At 68.6% G+C, this 18497-nt stretch carries 16 protein-coding genes and 1 pseudogene; 6 read left to right on the forward strand and 11 right to left on the reverse strand.

The window, feature by feature from the left end:
• Positions 1–124 (reverse strand): annotated as a pseudogene (locus tag C566_RS23455) (IS110 family transposase); the annotation flags it as partial.
• Between the two features lie 160 nt (positions 125–284).
• Entirely contained in the window at positions 285–878 is a 594-nt protein-coding gene (locus tag C566_RS0113150; RefSeq protein WP_018774810.1) for a copper resistance CopC family protein, read from the reverse strand.
• A gap of 121 nt (positions 879–999) precedes the next feature.
• Here C566_RS0113150 and C566_RS0113155 point away from each other — a divergent pair, with 121 nt between their 5' ends.
• The gene (locus C566_RS0113155) at positions 1000–2442 is read left to right on the forward strand and encodes an NCS2 family permease (RefSeq protein ID WP_018774811.1); all 1443 of its coding nucleotides are present in this window, start codon (positions 1000–1002) and stop codon (positions 2440–2442) included.
• A gap of 106 nt (positions 2443–2548) precedes the next feature.
• On the forward strand, positions 2549–3508 hold the full coding sequence (gene hutG, locus C566_RS0113160) for a formimidoylglutamase (RefSeq protein ID WP_018774812.1): 960 nt from the start codon (positions 2549–2551) through the stop codon (positions 3506–3508).
• A 31-nt stretch (positions 3509–3539) separates the two neighbouring features.
• Here hutG and C566_RS0113165 read toward each other — a convergent pair whose 3' ends face one another.
• The 5 genes from C566_RS0113165 to C566_RS0113185 form a co-directional block, all read right to left on the reverse strand.
• Entirely contained in the window at positions 3540–4844 is a 1305-nt protein-coding gene (locus tag C566_RS0113165) for a cation:proton antiporter (protein ID WP_018774813.1), read from the reverse strand.
• 112 nt (positions 4845–4956) lie between these two features.
• Positions 4957–5193, reverse strand: coding sequence for a hypothetical protein (locus tag C566_RS0113170; protein WP_018774814.1), 237 nt, complete (start codon positions 5191–5193; stop codon positions 4957–4959).
• 152 nt (positions 5194–5345) lie between these two features.
• Entirely contained in the window at positions 5346–6938 is a 1593-nt protein-coding gene (hutH, locus tag C566_RS0113175) for a histidine ammonia-lyase (RefSeq protein ID WP_018774815.1), read from the reverse strand.
• Between the two features lie 95 nt (positions 6939–7033).
• Complete coding sequence (hutU, locus tag C566_RS0113180) at positions 7034–8731, reverse strand: urocanate hydratase (protein ID WP_018774816.1); 1698 nt, start codon at positions 8729–8731, stop codon at positions 7034–7036.
• A 269-nt stretch (positions 8732–9000) separates the two neighbouring features.
• Positions 9001–9876, reverse strand: a complete 876-nt coding sequence (locus C566_RS0113185; protein WP_018774817.1) for an IclR family transcriptional regulator — start codon at positions 9874–9876, stop codon at positions 9001–9003.
• A gap of 296 nt (positions 9877–10172) precedes the next feature.
• Here C566_RS0113185 and C566_RS0113190 point away from each other — a divergent pair, with 296 nt between their 5' ends.
• On the forward strand, positions 10173–10613 hold the full coding sequence (locus C566_RS0113190; RefSeq protein ID WP_018774818.1) for a protein-tyrosine phosphatase family protein: 441 nt from the start codon (positions 10173–10175) through the stop codon (positions 10611–10613).
• A gap of 42 nt (positions 10614–10655) precedes the next feature.
• Here the strand turns inward: C566_RS0113190 and C566_RS0113195 are convergent, their stop codons facing one another.
• Positions 10656–11627 (reverse strand): NAD(P)-dependent alcohol dehydrogenase, encoded by a 972-nt coding sequence (locus tag C566_RS0113195; protein WP_018774819.1) that lies wholly within the window; start codon positions 11625–11627, stop codon positions 10656–10658.
• 266 nt (positions 11628–11893) lie between these two features.
• Between C566_RS0113195 and C566_RS0113200 the strand changes: the two genes are divergently transcribed.
• Both C566_RS0113200 and C566_RS0113205 read left to right on the forward strand, forming a co-directional pair.
• Positions 11894–13390 (forward strand): amino acid permease, encoded by a 1497-nt coding sequence (locus C566_RS0113200; protein WP_018774820.1) that lies wholly within the window; start codon positions 11894–11896, stop codon positions 13388–13390.
• Between the two features lie 58 nt (positions 13391–13448).
• Positions 13449–14102 carry a LysE family translocator gene (locus C566_RS0113205; protein ID WP_018774821.1) on the forward strand — a complete coding sequence of 218 codons (654 nt, stop codon included), beginning with the start codon at positions 13449–13451 and terminating at the stop codon, positions 14100–14102.
• 81 nt (positions 14103–14183) lie between these two features.
• Here C566_RS0113205 and C566_RS0113210 read toward each other — a convergent pair whose 3' ends face one another.
• Both C566_RS0113210 and C566_RS0113215 read right to left on the reverse strand, forming a co-directional pair.
• Positions 14184–14933, reverse strand: coding sequence for a 3-hydroxybutyrate dehydrogenase (locus tag C566_RS0113210; RefSeq protein WP_018774822.1), 750 nt, complete (start codon positions 14931–14933; stop codon positions 14184–14186).
• Between the two features lie 78 nt (positions 14934–15011).
• Positions 15012–16394 carry an MFS transporter gene (locus tag C566_RS0113215; RefSeq protein ID WP_026266668.1) on the reverse strand — a complete coding sequence of 461 codons (1383 nt, stop codon included), beginning with the start codon at positions 16392–16394 and terminating at the stop codon, positions 15012–15014.
• Between the two features lie 131 nt (positions 16395–16525).
• Here C566_RS0113215 and C566_RS0113220 point away from each other — a divergent pair, with 131 nt between their 5' ends.
• Positions 16526–17443 carry a LysR family transcriptional regulator gene (locus tag C566_RS0113220; protein WP_018774824.1) on the forward strand — a complete coding sequence of 306 codons (918 nt, stop codon included), beginning with the start codon at positions 16526–16528 and terminating at the stop codon, positions 17441–17443.
• A gap of 28 nt (positions 17444–17471) precedes the next feature.
• Here C566_RS0113220 and C566_RS0113225 read toward each other — a convergent pair whose 3' ends face one another.
• Positions 17472–18425 (reverse strand): spermidine synthase, encoded by a 954-nt coding sequence (locus tag C566_RS0113225; RefSeq protein WP_018774825.1) that lies wholly within the window; start codon positions 18423–18425, stop codon positions 17472–17474.
• Positions 18426–18497: the final 72 nt, after the last annotated feature.

Raw genomic sequence — 18497 nt, forward strand, 5'->3', positions numbered from 1 at the left:
CAAGAATCTCGGCATAATCCGGGGACATCCGGTGCGGAATGATCTCGCCGGTCTGCGCGTCCAGGGCGCATCCGGCAACAGAACGGGCATGGACATCCAGGCCGACGCTTGTACGCTCAAACATAGCTGGAACCTCCAATTTCAAATGTGGCTCTACCTGTTCGCCAAGTGTGGCAGGCAACCCACGTCCCGCTTTGAAAAGGAGGTTCCAGCCCGAAAAACCCGGCTACCTCATATCGTCTAGCAGCGCTTTAGTCGCGCTGCCAGGGGCGCGTTGGCTTGGTTCAGCCTTCGGTGTCGCTGCCCTCGTCCGGTGTGAGGCGGCGTTTGGCCATCAGGCCCAGGGCCACCAGGATGCCGACCCCGACGGCGACGAAGACCATGACGCTCCAGGGAAACTGCTGCGACCCGGCCGGCGCAGGGGCGGGCGCCGGTGTGGTGCCCGGCTGGGCGGTGCCCATCGTGGGGACGCTGGCAGCCGCCGTCGGGCCCGCTGCCGCCGCCGTCGCGGTGAAGGTGAAGCTGCCCTCGATCGGGTGGCCGTCGGAACTGGCCACCCGCCAGTGCACGGTGTACTGCCCTTTAGGGGCGCCGGACTTCAGCTTCTGCGCAGCGACGTTGTCCACGATCTGCACCGGGCCGTCCGACCAGTTGGCGCCCGTGGCGTCGTTGACCAGGATCTGCGAGCCCAGGGCGAGCGGATTATGGTTGAACGTGACCGAGACCTGCTCCGGCGGTGCCGCGACGGTTGCTCCGGCGGCCGGGCTGGTGGACTCCGCAGTGTCGTGCGCCGACGCCGGGCTCACTGCTCCGAGCAGGACTGCCACGAGGACGACGGCGCCCAGCAGGGCACTGCGAAGCTGGCGGATACGGCGCATGGGCAGGCTACTCCTAGTGTTGGCTTCCTTACAGACTAGGCGAAAACGCAGGGTTGGCCGTTGGACGCCAAATAGGATTAAGGCAACACACATCACTCCCGGAGGACTAATGCAAGACCTAATGCTCAAGCAAGGCTCCGCACTCGACCGGTATTTCAAGATATCCGAGCGGGGGTCGAACGTCTCGCGCGAGATCCGCGGAGGGTTCGCCACGTTCTTCGCCATGAGCTACATCGTGGTGCTGAATCCCCTCATCCTCTCCGGGCCTGATTCCACGGGCGCAACGCTCGGTTTCCCCGCCGTCGCTGCCGTCACGGCCTTCGTGGCCGGCATCCTCACCATCCTCATGGGCGCGTGGGCCAAGCATCCCTTCGCCCTGGCCACCGGGCTCGGCGTCAACGCGTTCGTCGCCGTCACGGTGGCCACGAACCCCGGCCTGACCTGGCCGGACATGATGGGCCTGGTGGTGCTCTCGGGCATCACCATGCTGATCCTGGTCCTCACCGGCTTCCGGACGGCTGTGTTCAAGGCCGTTCCCGAGGGACTGAAGACCGCGATCGTGGTGGGCATCGGCCTGTTCATCGCCCTGATCGGTCTCGTCAACGCGGGCTTCGTGCGCCGCATCCCGGATGTCGCCGGCACCACCGTCCCGGTCGGCCTGGGCTTCGACGGCAAACTCCTGGGCTGGCCCACGTTCGTGTTCGTCTTCGGCCTGGTCCTGACCATCGCGCTGGTGGTCCGCAAGGTCAAGGGCGCCATCCTGATCGGCATCGTCGCCTCGACCGTCCTGTCCGTGATCCTGGAATCCATCCTGCACATCGGGCCCAGCTTTGACGGCAAGAACCACAACCCGCAGGGCTGGTCCCTCGTGGCCCCGACGTTCTCCGAGTGGGCGGCCCCGGACCTGTCCCTGATCGGCAAGGCCAACCCCTTTGGCGCCTTTGAGCACCTCGGCTTCGTCGCCGCAACCCTGCTGGCGTTCGTGATCCTGCTCAGCATCTTCTTCGATGCCATGGGCACGATGGTGGGCTTGGCCACCGAGGCCGGCACCATCGACAAGGACGGCAACATCCCGAACGTCGACCGCGTGCTGCAGGTCGACGCCCTGGGCGCGATCATCGGCGGCGGCGCCTCCGTCTCCTCGAACCAGATCTACGTCGAATCCGGTGCCGGCATCGGCGAAGGCGCACGCACCGGCCTGGCATCCGTCGTCACCGGCCTGCTGTTCCTCGTGGCCATGTTCTTCACCCCGCTGATCAACCTCGTGCCGTTCGAGGCCGTGGCCCCCGCGCTGGTGATCGTCGGCTTCATGATGGTCTCCCAGGTGGGCAAGATCGACTGGCAGGACTGGGGCATCGCGATCCCGGCCTTCCTGACCTTCACCCTCATGCCGTTTACCTACTCGATCGCCAACGGCCTGGGCGCCGGCTTCATCAGCTTCGTGCTGATCCGGCTGTTCCAGGGCCGGGCCCGCGAGGTGCACCCGCTCATGTGGGCCGTGGCCGCCGCGTTCCTGCTGTTCTTCGCGATCGGACCGATCGAGGCCGCCCTCGGGATCCACTAACGCCGCTCCCCCGGTCCGGCGGCGTTTAAGCCCAGTTTCCGGGATTCCGGACAGTCCGACGGCTGCGCCGCTGGTTTTCCGGCCCGGGCTGCGGTGAGCTAGGGGCATGGTTTCTCCCGCGCTCCCCGTTGATGTCACGCCCCTGCCCTGGACCGGCAGGTTCGACGGCGACGGCGACGAGCACCGGCGCTGGTGGCAGGCGGTGACCCCCTACGCTCCCCGCACGGTTCCGGCAGGTTCCCCCGCTGCCCGCTCCGCCGTCATCCTCGGCTTCGGCAGCGACGCCGGAGTGCGGCGCAACAAGGGCCGGACCGGCGCCGCGGCCGCCCCCGCCGCCATCCGGGCCGCGCTCGGGCCGCTCGCGTTCCACCTGACGCGGGCCGTGCACGACGCCGGTGACGTCACCGTGGCCGGGGACTCGCTGGAGGCGGGGCAGGCACGTGCCGGGCTCGCGATCACCGGGCTGCTCGACGCCGGCCGGCTTCCCGTGGTGCTGGGCGGCGGCCACGAGACCGCCTTTGCCAGCTATCTCGGCGTGGCGGGGTCGGCGGCCGTGCGCGAGGGCCTGAGCGTCGGCGTGCTGAACCTCGACGCGCACTTCGACCTCCGCGATGAGCCGGTGCCCAGTTCCGGCACGCCGTTCCTCCAGATGGCCCGCGCGGAAGCCGCCGCCGGCCGCGAACTGCGCTACGCCGTCGTCGGGATCTCCGAGCCGAACAACACCCGTACGCTGTTCCGGACGGCAGAGGAGCTCGGCGTGGACTACCTGCTCGACGAGGACTGCTCGGCGGACGCCGCGCAGTCGTTTGTGGCGGCCTTCCTGGCCCAGGTGGACGCGGTGTACCTGACCATCGATCTGGACGTGCTGCCGGCCTCTGTGGCCCCCGGGGTGAGCGCGCCTGCGGCCTTTGGTGTGCCGCTGCCGGTGATCAGCGCCGTGTGCCGTCAGGTGGCTGCGAGCGGGAAGCTCCTGCATCTGGATATCGCCGAGCTGAACCCGGAGTTCGATATCGACGGCCGCACCGCCAAAGTGGCCGCCCGGCTGGTCAATACGCTGCTGGGATAGGTGGCGGTGGCGGGCAAGGCACGCTGCCGACTCAGATAGGCGTTTTCGGCGCCTTACCCTCGTCGCCATGCTGCTGCGCAGCCTTCCGTTCGCGGAGCCGGTCCAGCCGGTTCATGACGGGAGCGGTCGTCGCCCCGTGCAGCACGATGGACATTCCCACCACCAGGCCGATGAACGCCCACAATTCCTCGGCCTGGGCGTTGAAGTCGCCCTTGCTGAGCGCGTAGGCGAGATAGTAGAGCGAGCCGATGCCGCGGATGCCAAAAAAGGCAATGGCGATCCGTTCCCGCGGGCCGGTCTTACCCCGGGCCAGGCCAATCCAGCCGGCCAGCGGACGGACGAGCAGCAGGAACGCCAGCGCCACGAGGACCTCGGCCCAGCCAATGCCTGCCAGCAGGCCCCGCGCAATCGCGCCGCCCAGCAGCACCAGGATGATCACGGTCATGAGGCGTTCGAGCTGCTCCACGTAGGAGTGCATGACGCGGTGAAACCCATGCGTGCGTTCAGCGGCCCGAATGGTCACGGCGCATACAAAGACGGCGATGAACCCGTAGCCTTCCAGCATTTCCGTCACCCCGTATGCGAGGAACGTCGCCGCCAGCGCCACGAAGCCCTCGGAGTGGTTGGACAGCCGGACGCTGTCACGGGCGGAGAAGAACAGCCGGCTCAACGCTTTCCCTGCCAGCCATCCGACGAGCAGCCCCATGCCGATCCGCCACAGGACATCGGTGAGGAACCAGGGAAGCAACCACTCGGACGGCGCAGAACCGAACAGGCTGATGGCGATGGCCAGGTAGACAAACGGGAAGGCCAGCCCGTCATTCAGCCCTGCCTCGGAGGTGAGCCCGAAACGGATCTCGTCTTCGCCGCGCTCGGTTTCTTGCTCGTCGTCGGCTGGCTCGCCCACCTGCACCTCAGAGGCCAGCACCGGGTCGGTCGGTGCGAGCGCGGCTGCGACCAGCAGCGCCGCTCCGAGACCTAGCCCCAGCGCCCAGAGTCCCAGCAGTGTCAGGGCAACAATGCAGACCGGCATGGCGATCCCCAACATCCGCCAGGTGGTGGACCATTCGCGTCGTCCTACGGGACGGTCGAGTGCGAGGCCGGCGCCCATCAACGAGATGATGACGCAAACTTCCGTCAGGTGGGTGGTGAACTCCCCGTATTGCAGGGGGTCCGGGTCCGGCAGTCCGGGGATGAAGGAAAAGGCAAGCATGCCGGCTGCCAGGAAGACCATCGGCATGGACAGCGGCGCGTTGCGCAGCAGCTTGGGTAAGAGTGCGGCGGCAAAGACGGCAATGCCTGCCGCCGCAAAGACGATGCTGGGAGCCTCGAACATTGCTTATTCCTCCCGCCGGGGCCCCGATGCCCGGGGATGAAGAGGGGCGCCGTCCCTGCGGAACGGCGCCCCTCTCACCAAGATACTCGCGTGCGGCGTGAAAACGGTCAGCCTAGCTGCGGCGGACCTGCACGCCGTCGGACTGCAGGAAGAGCTGCGTCTCGGACGGCCCGGCGGGGACCAGCCAGAGCACATTTCCGCTCACTGAGACTTCTTCGACCTCACCGGCCGCAATGACCTGTGCGTGCTTGACAATTTCGACTCGTTCGCCGACCCGGAGGCCGCTCCAGTCGGAAACCGTAGCTGCGGATGCAAGGCGCCTGGACAGTACCGTGCCGCGTGCTTTCATAGAACTTTTACCCCTTTGTATGTGTTCTTTGCCACAACTTCGTTGGTGTGGACTCTCCATTTGTACTACAGTTCCCGGGCCCCCGCCGTCCGTGTCGCCAAAGATTTCGGGGACGCCGGGAATTGTTCAGCCGCCGTGCATTTTGTTTCTTCTCAGGCGAGATTTCCGACGGCCGATTCGGCCGCCGCCCGGACCCTGCCCGACGCCACCAGGGCATCCGCCGCTTCGAGCTCCGGCGACAGGAACCTGTCGGTGCCCGGACCGTCGACGACGTCGCGCAGCGCGGCGATCACGGCCGCGCCCGCAGGTCCCGGCGTGAGTTCGCCGCCGGAAAGCTGGGTGCGGATGTCCAGTGCCCGGGCCGAGGTCACCAGTTCGATCGCCAGGACCCGGCGCAGGTTCTCCACCGCGCGGCGGAGCTTGCGGGCAGCGTGCCATCCCATGGAGACGTGGTCCTCCTGCATCGCCGAGCTCGGGATCGAGTCCACCGACGCCGGGACGGCCAGCCGCTTGTTGTCCGAGACCAGGCCGGCCTGCGTGTACTGGGCGATCATGAGGCCCGAGTCGACGCCGGGGTCCGAGGCCAGGAAGGCGGGCAGCCCGTGCGAGCGGGCCGGGTCCAGCATCCGGTCGGTCCGGCGCTCGGCGATGGAGCTCAGGTCCGCGACGGCGATCGCGAGGAAGTCCAGCACGTAGGCCACCGGGGCGCCGTGGAAGTTGCCGTTGGAGCTGACCCGGCCGTCGGGCAGGACCACCGGGTTGTCGATCGCGGCGGCCAGTTCGCGGGAGGCGACCAGGGCGGCATGGTCCACGGTGTCGCGGACGGCGCCGGCCACCTGGGGGGCGCAGCGCAGCGAGTAGGCGTCCTGGACCTTGGTGTCGTTGATCCGGTGCGAGGCCACGATCGGGGAGTTGGACAGCACGCGGAGCATGTTGTCCGCGGCGGCGGCCTGGCCCGGGTGCGGGCGCAGCGCCGCGTGCAGCTCCGGCAGGAACACCTGGTCCGTGCCGAGCAGCGCCTCGACGCTGAGCGCGGCGGTGATGTCCGCCGTCGTGAGCAGCTGGCGGATGTCCGCGATGGCCATCAGCAGCATGCCGAGCATGCCCTCGGTGCCATTGACGAGGGCCAGGCCCTCCTTTTCGGCCAGCGTGACGGGCTCGATGCCGTGCGCGGCGAGGAGCTCAGCCACCGGGCGGGCATCCTTGCCCCCGTACAGTGTGCCGTCGGGGCCTGTCGCTTCGCCTTCGCCCATCAGGACCAGGGCGCAGTGGGACAGCGGCGCGAGGTCGCCCGAGCAGCCGAGCGAGCCGAATTCGCGGACCACCGGGGTGATGCCGGCGTTGAGCACGTCCACCATGGTCTGCAGCACCACCGGGCGGACGCCGGTGCGGCCGGAGGCCAGGGTCTTGGCGCGCAGGAACATGATGCCGCGGACCACTTCGCGTTCCACGGCCGGGCCCATGCCGGCGGCGTGGCTGCGGATCAGGGATTTCTGCAGCTGGGTGCGCAGCTCGTTGGGGATGTGCCGGTTGGCCAGCGCCCCGAAGCCGGTGGAGATCCCGTAGGCCGGGACCTCGCTGTGGGCGAGGTCGTCGATGTGGGCGCGGACCTTGGCGACGGCGTCCAGGGCGTCCTGGGAAATGGTGACGTGGGCGTCATGGCGGGCGACGGCGACGACGTCCTCGGGGGTGACACCGCTGGAGCCGAGGGTGACGGTGAGCGGCGAGTGGGTGGTGGTGGTCATGGTGTTCCTTCAATCTCATCGACTGCTCCGTAAGCGCCCTTTTGGTGGCTCAAAACGGCAGTTACGGAGCAATCGATGTGGGGTTGGGACCTTGGTTAGCGGGTTTCTGACATGGGGATGCGGACGCCGCGTTCCTTGGCGACCTCGACGGCGCGGTCGTAGCCGGCGTCGGCGTGGCGGATGACGCCCATGCCGGGATCGGTGGTCAGGAGGCGCGCGAGCTTTTCCGCGGCGAGGTCGGTGCCGTCGGCGACGGAGACCTGGCCGGCGTGGATGGAGCGGCCGATGCCGACGCCGCCGCCGTGGTGGATGGAGACCCAGGTGGCGCCGGAGGCGGTGTTGAGCAGGGCGTTGAGCAGCGGCCAGTCGGCGATCGCGTCGGAGCCGTCGGCCATGGCCTCGGTCTCGCGGTACGGGGAGGCGACGGAGCCGGAGTCGAGGTGGTCGCGGCCGATCACGATGGGCGCCTTGACCTTGCCCTCCTTGACGAGCTGGTTGAACAGCAGGCCGGCCTTGGCGCGTTCGCCGTAGCCGAGCCAGCAGATGCGGGCCGGCAGGCCCTCGAACTCGACCCGTTCCTGCGCGGCGTCGATCCAGCGGTGCAGGTGCTTGTTCTCGGGGAAGAGCTCTTTGATGGCGGCATCCGTGACCGCGATGTCCTCGGGGTCGCCGGAGAGGGCCACCCAGCGGAACGGGCCGAGGCCCTCGCAGAACAGCGGCCGGATGTAGGCCGGGACGAAGCCGGGGAATTCGAAGGCGCGGTTGTAGCCGCCCTTGCGGGCCTCGTCGCGGATGGAGTTGCCGTAGTCGAAGACCTCGGCGCCGGCGTCCTGGAACTCGACCATGGCCTGGACGTGCTTGGCCATCGAGGCCTGGGCCTTCTTGGTGAAGCCTTCGGGATCCGCGGCGGCCTCGGTGTGCCATTCCTCGACCGTGATGCCCTCGGGCAGGTAGCTCAGGGGGTCGTGCGCGGAGGTCTGGTCCGTGACGATGTCGACGGTGAGCTCGCCGGCGTTGTGGCGGCGCAGGATCTCGGGGAAGACGGCGGCGGCGTTGCCGACGTAGCCCACGGACCAGCCGCGGCGTTCTTCCTTGGCCTTGAGGACCTTGGCGATCGCGGTGTCGAGGTCCGTTTCGACCTCGTCGAGGTAGCGCTTGCCGGCGCGGCGGCGCAGGCGGGTCTCGTCGACGTCGACAATCAGGCAGGCGCCGTCGTTCAGGGTGACGGCGAGCGGCTGGGCGCCGCCCATGCCGCCGCAGCCGCCGGTGAGGGTCAGGGTGCCGGCGAGGGTGCCGTTCTCGTCCCCGGTGAGCTTGCGGGCGATCGCGGCGAAGGTCTCGAAGGTGCCCTGCAGGATGCCCTGGGTGCCGATGTAGATCCAGGACCCGGCGGTCATCTGGCCGTACATCATCAGGCCCTCGGCCTCGAGCCGGCGGAACTCGGGCCAGTTCGCCCAGTCGCCGACGAGGTTGGAGTTGGCCAGCAGCACGCGCGGCGCCCATTCGTTGGTGCGGAAGACGCCGACCGGCTTGCCGGACTGGACCAGCAAGGTCTCGTCCTTTTCCATGGTTTCCAGGGTGCGGGTGATGGCGTCGAACGCGGCCCACGACCGGACGGCGCGGCCGGTGCCGCCGTAGACCACCAGGTCATCGGGGCGCTCGGCCACCTCGGGGTCGAGGTTGTTCATGAGCATGCGCAGCGGGGCTTCCGTCTGCCAGCTCTTGGCGGTGAGCTCGGTGCCGCGGGCTGCTTTGACCGGGCGGGCACCGGTGGTGAAATCGGCGGGTGCCATGAGGGTCTCCTTTGTCGCTGGATATGTGGCCGGATGATGCCTGTTCGGACTGGTGTCCAGGTGTATCCGGAGGAATGAGGTTCTGTATCAACTAAAGCCCCTTCGCGGCCGCGGAAACAGACCCAGCGGAGGGGTGCTGTCCGGGATTCCAGACCCTACCCCTCCCCCGTTGCGCTATCACTTTCGGTTGCCAAAAGGGCCGGATGGCAGCCGTAAGTGATAGCGCAACCTGGGGGTTATGGGGGGGTGCGGGTGGTGGGGGCAACCGGTCAGGCGGGGCGGCCGTGGATCCGGACCGAGAGTTCGTCGGCGACCTTCTGGACCCGGGCGGCCAGGACCGGCCACTGGTCCGCGGGCAGCTTGTCCTCGAGGAAGGTCACGGCGACGGCGGCGGTGGGCCACCCCACGTGGTCGGTCACGGCGGCAGCGATCGATCCGAATCCGGGTGTAACCTCGCCGTGTTCGGTGGCGTAGCCGCGCTGCCGGACCTGGTCCAGATGCGAGGACAGCGCGGAGTACTTCATGATGGGCGATTCGGTTTCATGCCGGGCCGTGAAGGCGGCAGCGTTCGGGTACAGCGCCCGCACCTGCGACTTCGGCAGCGCGGCCAGGATGGCCCGCCCGCTGGCGGTGAGATGGCTGGGCAACCGGACGCCGACGTCGGTCACCAGGGACGGCCGGTTCTTGGCCCGCTCCTCCACGATGTAGAGCACGTCCCGGCCGTGCAGCACCGCCAGGTGCGCGCTTTCGCCGATCACGTCCACGAGCGAGGCGAGCATCGGCCGGCCCAGCCGGGACAGCGGCTCCTGCCGGGAATAGGCCGAGCTGAGTTCGAAGGCGCTGATGCCCAGGCCGTAGCGCTGCTCCTCGTGCAGGTGGAGCACGAAGCCGTTCGCCTCCATCACCCCGAGCAGGTGGTAGACGCTGGAGCGCGGCAGTCCCAGCGCGGTGGCAATGTTCGACGCCGCCATCGGCCCCCGCCGGGAGGCCAGCAGCTTGAGGATGCGCAGGGTGTTCTCGGCGGCCGGCACCTTCGACGCCGCCTTGGTGCCGGCGGTCCTGTGGACGGTCTTGGGCGCGGGCGCGTCAGGCGCTGCGGACAAAGTCGCGGCGGCGGGGCTCACGGCGGTGCTGGTGGGTGGCATCTATCCTCTTCAGGGTCGGGCGGTGTCCGGTATCCCGTACTTAAGCATGCGCCCCGCGACGGTCAACCGACAGACTCCCGCAGGAACGGCTGTCTGGAATGCCGGACAACTTCCGGAAGGCGGTGCCGGGCCTTCCCCCTGGCCCGGCACTGCCCCCGGTGTGCCGATGAACATGGGCGCCGGCTTCCCGGCGGGTCCCCGGCCACCGGCACCAGCCCGTCGCCGCCTGCAGCGGCGGACATCCGGCAGCTCCGGTTCACGGACAACGGGCGGCAGGACGGACTACGATCGGGTTCATGAAGCACACGTGGGAAGCTTCCGCGGAGGGCATCATGGCCCTTCCGTCCGGCCGGCTCATCCGTGGCCGCGGCCTGCACTACCCGCTTCCGGCCGGGCCGTTTCCCGAGTTCGGCGTGTACCTGCTGGGCAAGCAGCCGCCGCCCGTGGGGTGGGAGTCCCGCTGGGTGCCCTGGCCCGACCTTCGGCTGCCGATCGACCAGCCGGATGCCCTCGAGGCGTTCCGGGAGGTGTGGCGCCGGGCCGAGGCGGAACGGGTTGAAGTGGCCTGCTGGCGCGGCATCGGCAGGACCGGCACCGCGCTGGCCTGCATCGCGATCCTCGACGGAGTCCCGCCCGGCCAGGCGGTGTCCTACGTCCGCCGCCAATACCGGCGCCGGACAGTGGAAACCCCGTGGCAGCGGCAGTACGTCGCCCGCTTCCCGGCCGGGGCACCGTAGGCGGCGCAGGCCAGACCGCGACGGCGCACAAACGGCCCAGGCTCAAATGGTGACGACGGCCTTCCCGCGGAGTTGGCCTGCGCGCAGGTCACGGATGGCCGCCGGCGCGTCCGCCAGGGCATAGCTCTTGCCGATGACGGGGGTCACCGCGCCGGCCTCGATCAGCCCGGTCAGGAACCGGAGGTCCTCCGCCCGTTCTGCGGACATGACGCCCGTGAGCCGCTGGCCGACAAACACGGAGAGCAGCCCGGCGCCGAGCGAGCGTCCAATGCCCCCGGCCAGCCGCCCGCCACCTTCCCCGCCGACGATCGCGAGCGTTCCCTTCGGCTTGAGCGCCCGCCGCAGCACGGTGAGCGGGCGGTTGCCGGCGGTGTCCACAATGAGGTCGAAGTGCCGGGATCCGTCCGCGAAATCGTCATGTTTGTAGTCGATGACGTGGTCCGCGCCGATCGAGCGGACCAGATCGGTTTTCGCGGTGCTGCACACCCCCGTCACCTGCGCCCCGAACGCCTTGGCGAGCTGCACCGCGTACGTGCCGACACCGCCGGCCGCGCCGATGACGAGGACCTCCTGCCCGGCCTGGACCCTGCCGGCGTCCCGGAGTGCCTGCAGGGCCGTGACGGCCGAGATCGGGACGGCGGCGGCCTGCTCGAAGCTGAGGTTTTTCGGCTTCAGCGCGAGCCGGCCTTCCTTCGCGCACGCGTATTCGGCGAAGGATCCCTCGCAGGTGCCGTACACCTCATCCCCGGTCCGGAAGCCGACGACATTCCGGCCGACAGCCTCCACCAGGCCGGCCACGGCCCGGCCCCGGATGCGGGTCTTCGGCTTCCTGAGCCCGTAGCCAACCACACGGGTCAGGTACGGAAGGCCCGTCATGAGGTGCCAGACGCCCTGGTCGACGCCGGCGGCCCGGACCCGGATCAGCACGTCGTCGTCGCCGGGCACGGGGGCGTCGACGTCGCTCAGTGCCAGCACCTCAACGGAACCGTAAACATCCTGGACGATCGCTTTCATGGTGCGTCTCCTCTGGGTCAGCTCGCCATTGTGTAACCGCAGGCGCCGGACGACACCTCGAATGTGAGGAAATCCTGACATGTTGTCAAGCTCTTTCGCCGCTCCCCCGCCGGTCGGAGTTTGACGACGGCGGCGGCCGGCGCCCCGCGCGGGGCGCCGCACAGTCTGAAATCAAAGACACCAAGTTCCCGTGAAACTCATCACAGCAAGGCCGGACATGGTCTGCTGGATAGCGATCCCCCTCCCAATGACGAGAAGGTATTCGCATGCAACAAGCCCAAACCGCCACGAAACCGGCGCCCGCCGAAGCAGGCACCGGCAACGCCGTCACCGCCGTCGGCGCAGCAGTCGACTCCGTACTCAGCCGGGGACTCAACGTCCGCCACATCCGTTTCATGGCGCTGGGCTCGGCGATCGGCACGGGGCTGTTCTACGGCTCCGCCTCCGCCATCCAGAAGGCCGGGCCGGCCGTCCTGCTGGCCTACATGATCGGCGGCGCCGCGGTCTTCATGGTGATGCGCGCCCTCGGCGAAATGGCGGTGCGGCATCCGGTGTCCGGTTCCTTCGGCCAATACGCGAGCCGCTACCTGGGCCCGCTGGCAGGGTTCGTGACGGGCTGGACCTATGTCTTCGAGATGGCGATCGTGGCCATCGCGGATGTCACGGCGTTCAGCATCTACATGGGATTCTGGTTCCCCGGCGTGGAACGCTGGGTCTGGATCCTGGCCATCATCTTCTTCCTGGCGGCACTGAACCTGCTCAGCGTCAAGGTCTTCGGCGAGCTGGAATTCTGGTTCTCCCTGATCAAGGTTGCGGCCATCATCGCCATGATCGCGGGCGGGGCGGCGATCATCGTCTTCGGCTTCCAGGCCGGCGGCGCCACCGTGGCGCCAGGGCTCGGCAACCTCGTGGACCACGGGGGCCTGTTCCCCAACGGGTTCGAAGGGCTCCTCGCTTCCTTCGCCGTGGTGATGTTCGCGTTTGGCGGCGTCGAGACCCTCGGCATCACCGCCGGTGAAGCCGCCGATCCGAAAACGGTCATCCCCAAGGCCGTCAACACCGTCCCCGTCCGGGTCCTGCTGTTCTACGTGCTGACCCTCGGCGTGCTGATGAGCCTGTTCCCGTGGGACGAAATTGGCAGCAACGGCAGCCCCTTCGTGCAGATCTTCAGCGGCCTGGGGATCCCGGCCGCGCCGCACATCCTCAACGCCGTGGTGATCACGGCGGCGCTCTCGGCGGTCAACAGTGACATTTTCGGCGCCGGCCGGATCCTCTTCGGCCTGGCCCGGCAGGGCCACGCCCCGGCGAGCTTCGGCAAGGTTTCCCGTCACGGGGTGCCGTGGATGACCGTGGTGATGATGACCGGCATCCTGCTGGTGGGCGTGGTGCTGAACGCCGTGATCCCTGAGGACGTCTTCCTGCTGATCGCCTCGATCGCCACCTTCGCCACCGTGTGGGTCTGGGCCATGATCCTGGCCTCCCATGTCGCCATGAAACGCGAGATCGCCCGCAAGGGCCTGCCGGCGTCGGAGTTCCCCTCACCGTGGTGGCCCGCCGCCTCCATACTGACCATCGCATTCATGGCCCTGGTGATCGTGATTCTGGGCGCATTCGAGGACACCCGGGTGGCGCTGTACGTGGGCGCCGTTTGGCTCGGCCTCCTGGTGCTCGCCTACCGCTTCTGGGTCCGCGGCCACGGCCGGGCGCGGGCGGAACTGGTCGACGAGACCGCCCAGCTCCCCCAGGTTCCCGCCGGGCGGTAATGGTACCCGCCCCTCACAGGGCACTCCCGGGCGCGCCCTCACGGGGTTAAGATCAGGCATGGTTCCCGCCGCCAACCTCCTGGCTTTTGCCCTTGCCGCCCTCGTGCTCATCGCCGTCCCGGGGCCCAGCGTGCTGTTCGTGATCGGACGGACGTTGGCCCTGGGACGCAGGGGCGGGCTGCTGAGCGTCCTGGGCAACGCGGCCGGCGAGGTGGTGCAGATCGCCGCCGTGGCCCTGGGCGTCGGCGTGGTGCTGGCCCAGTCCCTGCTGTTGTTCAGCGTGGTGAAATTCGCCGGCGCCGCCTATCTGGTCTACCTCGGGATCCAGGCGATCCGGCACCGCGGCGGCGGGCCGGCGACGGCGTCGTCCTCGAACCCGACCTCGACTGCCCGCGTGCTCCGGGAGGGCTTCATCGTCGGCGCGACCAACCCCAAGTCGATTGTGTTCTTCGTGGCGGTGCTTCCCCAGTTCGTGGACTACTCGGCCGGAGCGATTCCCGTGCAGCTCGCTACCTTGGGGGCGGTCTTCCTGCTCATTGCCCTGGTCTCGGACAGCACGTGGTCCCTCGCGGCCGGAACGGCCCGGCACTGGTTTGCCCGCTCGCCCCGGCGGATCGCCGCTCTGAGCACCACCGGCGGCGTGATGATGATCGGACTCGGCGGCACCCTCGCGCTGGTGGGCAACTCCGCGGAGTTCCAGGCGGGCGACTAGCCGGACAGCCCGGCCGGCGGCCCGGTCAACCGACGCCGGCAGCCCGGCCAACCGACGCCGGCGGCCCGGCCGGCGGCCGGGTTACCGCGCGGACCAGCCGCCGTCCATCGTGTAGCTGGCGCCGGTGACCATGCCGGCGTCGTCGGAAGCAAGCCACGCCACCAGGGACGCCACTTCCTCGGGCTCCACGAGCCGCTTGACCGCTGATTCGGTCAGCATGATCTTGGCGAGCACCTCGGACTCCGGGATGCCATGCACCTTCGCCTGGTCCGCGATCTGCGATTCGACCAGGGGCGTGCGGACGTAGCCGGGGTTGATGCAGTTGGACGTGACGCCGTGCGCCCCGCCTTCGAGGGCCGTCACCTTGCTCAGGCCCTCGAGCCCGTGCTTGGCCGAAACGTAGGCGCTCTTGAACGGCGAGGCCCGGAGCCCGTGCACGGAGGACAAGTTGATGACGCGGCCGAAGTTGTTGGCGTACATGTGCGGCAACGCGGCCCGGATCAGCAGGAACGGCGCCTCCAGCATGAGGGTGATGATGCGGCGGAAGTCGGCCGGATCGAAGTCCTCGATGGGGCTGATGCGCTGGATTCCGGCGTTGTTCACCAGGATGTCGCAGTCCAGGCTGAGCGTCTGGAGGGATTCGACGTCGAGCAGGTTGACGGCCCACGCGGTGCCGCCGACCTCGTCGGCGAGCGCGGCCGCCGCGGACTCGTCCCTATCCGCGATCACAACTTTGGCCCCGCGTGCCGCCAGCGCCCGGACGCTGGCCGCGCCGATCCCGCCGGCGCCGCCGGTGACCAGGGCCTTGCGCCCGTTCAGCGTGTTTTCCATAACTCAGCCTTCCATGTCAAAAGTTTCGATGAGGCGGCCGGCTCCAGCATGGCTGGAGCCGGCCCAAACTCAGGCAGCTCAGCGGGTGGCTGCCACGGGGAGGCCTTCGCGTTCGGCGTCGGCCCGGTCCACGTCCTCCAGCGCGATGCCCTTGGTTTCCTTCAGGCTCAGCACTGCCACGGTGGTGATGGCGCAGGCGACCAGCAGGTAGATCGCGGTCGGCAGCCAGGAGCCGGTGTCCTTGAGCCACTGGGTGGCCAGGAGCGGCGCCAGCGAACCGGCGAAGATCGAGGTGACCTGCGAGCCGAGGGAGACGCCGGCGTAGCGCATCCGGGTCGGGAACAGCTCCGACATGAGGGCCGGCTGGCCGGCATACATGAAGGCGTGCAGGCACAGGCCGATCGTGACCGCCAGGACGATGATTACCGGGTTGCGGGTATCGAACATCGGGAAGGCGAAGAACGGCCAGGTGGCGCCGGTGACGGCACCGACGAGGTAGACCGGCTTCCGGCCCCAGCTGTCCACGAGGCGCCCGACCTGCGGGATGACGAGGAAGTGGACGACGTGGGCGATCAGCAGGGCCAGCAGCAGCGACGAGGTGTCGTACTTGTGCACGGACTTCAGGTAGACGATCGCGAAGCTGACCACGAGGTAGTACATGATGTTTTCCGCGAACCGGAGCCCCATGGCCTGCAGGATGCCCTTGGGGTATTTGCGGATGACTTCGCGGACGCCGTAGCTGGCGGACTGATCCTCTTCCAGTTGGGCCTTGGCCTCGAGGAAGATGGGCGATTCGGAGACGTGGGTGCGGATGTAGTAACCGACGAACACGATCACGGCGGAAAGCCAGAACGCCACCCGCCAGCCCCAGCTGAGGAAGTCGGCGGAGCTGAGCACGTTGGACATGATGAACAGGACCAGGGTGGCGAGCAGGTTGCCCACGGGAACGGCGGCCTGGGGCCAGCTGGACCAGAAGCCACGCGACTTGTTGGGGCTGTGCTCGGCGACGAGCAGGACCGCGCCGCCCCATTCACCGCCGAGGGCGAAGCCCTGGATGAACCGCAGGAAAACCAGCAGCGCCGGCGCCAGGTAGCCGAGGGTGGCGAAGCCCGGGAGGCAGCCCATAAGGAAGGTGGAGACACCGATGATGATGATGGTGAGCTGCAGGGTGGGCTTGCGGCCGAGCTTGTCGCCGATCTGGCCGAAGACGATGCCGCCCAGCGGGCGGGCCACGAAACCGACGGCGTAGGTCAGGAACGCCTGGATGATGCCGTCCAGTTCGTTGCCCGTGGCGGGGAAGAAGTACTTGCCGAACACCAGGGTCGCGGCGGTGGCGTAGAGGAAGAATTCGTACCACTCGACGACGGTTCCCACCATCGATGCTGCGACGATTTTCTTGAGCCCGGAACCCTTGGATGCGGGTGCTACGGGGGTTGTTGCAGAGCGTTCGTTTACGCTCATCTGGTTCTCCTTAGTGTCCACGGTGACACGCGCTGTGACGCACAGCACTGAAATGGCTCCATTGAGTATTGCCGCACATCCACGGCGATTCAATGGCCAAACCGGCACCCTATATGTGCAGAATTGCAGATATGAACGCCAATCCCGATGACCTGTTGGTCCTGCTCGCGGTGTCCCGTTCGGCGAAATTTACGACGGCGGCCCAGGCGCTCGGACTGAACCACACCACCGTCTCCCGGCGGATCGCGGCGCTGGAGAAGGCGCTGGGCGGCCGCGTGCTCTCGCGCGCCTCCGGCGGCTGGGAGCTCACCGAGCTCGGTGCCGAGGCCGTGCGGGTGGCCGAGCAGGTCGAGAGTGCCGTGCGCACCTTGGAACAGCCCGGGCACACGCCGGACCCCATCACCGGCGTCGTACGGATGACCGCGACGGACGGTTTCAGCGCCTACATCGCCGCCCCGGCCGTGGCCCGGCTCCGCCGCGACCATCCCGGCCTCAGCGTCGAGATCATCACCGTGACGCGCCGGGCGCTCCAGCAGCGGTCCGGCCTGGACATCGAGGTGGTGGTCGGCGAGCCGCAGGTGCACCGGGCAGAGGCCGCGCGGCTCGGCGAGTACATGCTGGGAATGTATGCCTCCCGCGGCTACCTCGCCGAGTACGGCACCCCCGCGACCGTGGAGGAACTGACGGCCCACTCGCTGGTCTATTTTGTCGATTCGATGCTTCAGGTGGACGATCTGGACGCCCCGCGGCGGCTGGTGCCCACCATGCGGGACGGCCTCAGCTCTACCAACGTCTTCGTCCATGTGGAGGCCACCCGGGCCGGCGCCGGGATCGGGTTCCTGCCCTGTTTCGCGGCCGACCTGCATCCGGACCTCGTCCGGCTCCTGCCGGAGGAATTCGCGGAGCTGCTCCCCTACTGGATGGTGCTCCGGCCCGATTCGATGCGCCGGCCGGCAGTGGCCGCGCTCGTGCAGGCGCTGCGGGAGCAGACCGCGGCGCACCGCGATGCCCTGCTGGGGCGGGGAGCAACCACATCGATTGCTCCGTAACCGCCGTTATGGTGCCGTAAAAGGGCCGCTATGGAGCAGTCGGCGTCCCTGCGCGGGGCCCAGCCGGGGGCTCGACGGGCGGCTCCACGAGAACGGGCGTCTTCGGGTCATGCCGGACGGCGGCGCCGGCCGCGAACGCCCGCACCTTTTCGTCGTTCCAGATGTGAGCCGGCACCGCACCGCCGAGCAGGCGCCGCGCGAGGCCGGGGTCGTCGTCGAACGGGACATCGCTGCCGGCCATGACCATGTTGCCGTAGCGCCGGCCCTTCAGCATGGCCGGATCCGCGATGATCACGGTGTACGCGAAGGCGTCGGCGATGGTGGCGGCGTCCTCGCGGGCATTCTTGAGGTCCGGGGCGTCGCCGGAGTTGACCACATATATCCCGCCCGGCGCCAGGACGCGCCTGGCGTGCCCGATGAATTCCCGGGTGGTCAGCGGCCGCGGGGTCAGCGAGCCGGCGAAGACGTCGCGGATGATCAGGTCCCGGGTCTGCGGGGTCAGGCCCTCCGTGACCTCGCGGGCCTCCCCCACGCGCAGGCGCAGCAGCGGTGCCTTGGGCAGGTCGAACCAGCCCCGGACGTAGTCGGCAAGCTTGCCGTCCAGCTCCACCACCACCTGGCGGGCGTCCGGATAGGAGGCGTGGAAATAGCGCGCCAGCGAGCATGCTCCCCCGCCGAGGTGCAGGGCGCGCAACCTGGGCCCAGGCTCCCGCGGCCAGCGCGACTCCACCAGGGCTGCGATCCAGCGCATGTACTCGAAGTCCAGGAACAACGGGTCCGCGAGGTCAATGTGCGAGCTCATGACGCCGTTGATGCGCAGGAGCCAGCCGGTGGAATTGTCCTGGTCCGGGATCAGCTCGCAGTCCCCGGTATCGATGTAATACACCCCGGCCACAGGACCGGCCGGGCGGGAACCCTTGGGCACTTCCACCACTCCCGGCCCGGCGGTTTGGGCGCCCCGCCCTTTGCCCCGCTTGGCCATCAGCTTTCCCCCGCATTGTGCATGCTTCAACCCTAGTTCACCGGCAGCCCCGCCCCGGGCCCAGGGAACCGG

The sequence above is a fragment of the Arthrobacter sp. 131MFCol6.1 genome, assembly GCF_000374925.1.
Lineage (GTDB): Bacteria > Actinomycetota > Actinomycetes > Actinomycetales > Micrococcaceae > Arthrobacter.

Excerpts from the sequence above, each read along its gene's own strand:
- hutG (WP_018774812.1), top strand. The coding sequence starts at position 2,549 with ATGGTTTCTCCCGCGCTCCCCGTTGATGTCACGCCCCTGCCCTGGACC.
- C566_RS0113150 (WP_018774810.1), bottom strand. The coding sequence starts at position 878 with ATGCGCCGTATCCGCCAGCTTCGCAGTGCCCTGCTGGGCGCCGTCGTC.
- C566_RS0113215 (WP_026266668.1), bottom strand. The coding sequence starts at position 16,394 with ATGAGCGTAAACGAACGCTCTGCAACAACCCCCGTAGCACCCGCATCC.
- C566_RS0113190 (WP_018774818.1), top strand. The coding sequence starts at position 10,173 with ATGAAGCACACGTGGGAAGCTTCCGCGGAGGGCATCATGGCCCTTCCG.
- C566_RS0113225 (WP_018774825.1), bottom strand. The coding sequence starts at position 18,425 with ATGGCCAAGCGGGGCAAAGGGCGGGGCGCCCAAACCGCCGGGCCGGGA.
- C566_RS0113155 (WP_018774811.1), top strand. The coding sequence starts at position 1,000 with ATGCTCAAGCAAGGCTCCGCACTCGACCGGTATTTCAAGATATCCGAG.
- C566_RS0113185 (WP_018774817.1), bottom strand. The coding sequence starts at position 9,876 with ATGCCACCCACCAGCACCGCCGTGAGCCCCGCCGCCGCGACTTTGTCC.
- C566_RS0113200 (WP_018774820.1), top strand. The coding sequence starts at position 11,894 with ATGCAACAAGCCCAAACCGCCACGAAACCGGCGCCCGCCGAAGCAGGC.
- C566_RS0113205 (WP_018774821.1), top strand. The coding sequence starts at position 13,449 with ATGGTTCCCGCCGCCAACCTCCTGGCTTTTGCCCTTGCCGCCCTCGTG.
- C566_RS0113165 (WP_018774813.1), bottom strand. The coding sequence starts at position 4,844 with ATGTTCGAGGCTCCCAGCATCGTCTTTGCGGCGGCAGGCATTGCCGTC.
- C566_RS0113170 (WP_018774814.1), bottom strand. The coding sequence starts at position 5,193 with ATGAAAGCACGCGGCACGGTACTGTCCAGGCGCCTTGCATCCGCAGCT.
- hutH (WP_018774815.1), bottom strand. The coding sequence starts at position 6,938 with ATGACCACCACCACCCACTCGCCGCTCACCGTCACCCTCGGCTCCAGC.
- C566_RS0113210 (WP_018774822.1), bottom strand. The coding sequence starts at position 14,933 with ATGGAAAACACGCTGAACGGGCGCAAGGCCCTGGTCACCGGCGGCGCC.
- C566_RS0113195 (WP_018774819.1), bottom strand. The coding sequence starts at position 11,627 with ATGAAAGCGATCGTCCAGGATGTTTACGGTTCCGTTGAGGTGCTGGCA.
- C566_RS0113220 (WP_018774824.1), top strand. The coding sequence starts at position 16,526 with ATGAACGCCAATCCCGATGACCTGTTGGTCCTGCTCGCGGTGTCCCGT.
- hutU (WP_018774816.1), bottom strand. The coding sequence starts at position 8,731 with ATGGCACCCGCCGATTTCACCACCGGTGCCCGCCCGGTCAAAGCAGCC.